1 protein-coding gene is annotated in these 1004 nt (G+C 58.7%); it reads left to right on the top strand.

Going from position 1 to position 1004, the window contains the following annotated elements:
• Nucleotides 1-68: 68 nt before the first annotated feature.
• Nucleotides 69-1004 (top strand): IS630 family transposase gene (locus tag BHD06_RS22730; protein ID WP_217805733.1). Its coding sequence is split into 2 segments (ribosomal slippage), with 934 coding nucleotides annotated over them: nucleotides 69-410 and nucleotides 413-1004; the frame shifts between segments, so codons are not numbered across the junction. This gene is flagged as partial in the annotation.

Below are 1004 nucleotides of genomic sequence, written 5' to 3'. Positions count from 1 at the left end.
AAAAACGTGAATCGCGGGGATTCCCACACGCATGATTTTGTGATTCATCCTGTTTGGGAGGATGGATCATGTCAGCACCTTTGCCAGACGCGCTTCGGGCGCGGTTTCAGCGATACATTGAGGAAGGGTTAAGCGGTCGCGCGGCGGCATTGCGCTTGAAGCTCTCGCCTGCCACGGGAGCGCGATGGGCGCTTGCGATCCGGCGGACGGGCCGGGCGGAGGCCGCTCCGCAGGGCCGACCGAAAGGCAAGGGCAAGCTGGACCCGCATCTGGGGTTCTTCGCCGAAGTCATCGAGCAAGATGGTGACATCACGATGCCCGAGCTGAGCGCAGCCCTGTTTGACGTAACGCGCGTCCGGGCGCATCCCAACGCCATCGGCAAGTTCCTTCGCAAGTTGGGCTACACGTATAAAAAAAGTCACTGGTCGCCACCGAACGTCACCGTGCCAAGGTAAGGCGGCAACGCGAGGATTGGTTCAAGCATCGCATTCCAGCCGTATCGAAGCATCCGGAACGCGTTGTCTTTATTGATGAAACATCAGTGAAGACAAACCTGACGAGGCAGAGGGGATGGGCCCCTTGCGGAAACCGCCTGATCATGGACGCCCCCTTCGGCTCATGGGGCACCCAGACCTTTATAGCCGGACTGAGTGCCGACGCGATGATCGCCCCCTGGGTGATCAAAGGTGCCATGGATGGCGCGGCCTTCGCCGCTTATGTTGAAAAGGTTCTGGTGCCGGAACTCTCAGCCGGAACCGTGGTCATTCTGGACAATCTCGCCACGCACAAAAACGTCGAAGCGGAAAAGGCGATGCGCAGGGCAGGATGCTGGTTCCTTTTCTTGCCGCCTTACAGCCCCGACCTCAATCCCATCGAAATGGCGTTCTCAAAGCTCAAAGCGCACCTGCGCCGGATCGGCGCACGCACCTTCACCGACATGTTCAATGCAATCGCCGATATCTGCGACCTCTACTCACCCGAAGAATGCTGGAATTACTTCACTG

Origin of the sequence: Roseovarius sp. A-2 (assembly GCF_002072155.1) — a bacterium.
In the GTDB taxonomy this organism is placed as follows: Bacteria; Pseudomonadota; Alphaproteobacteria; order Rhodobacterales; family Rhodobacteraceae; genus Roseovarius.
The sequence above is the reverse complement of the archived record's forward strand: the minus strand, read 5'-3'. Positions and strand labels throughout refer to the sequence as shown.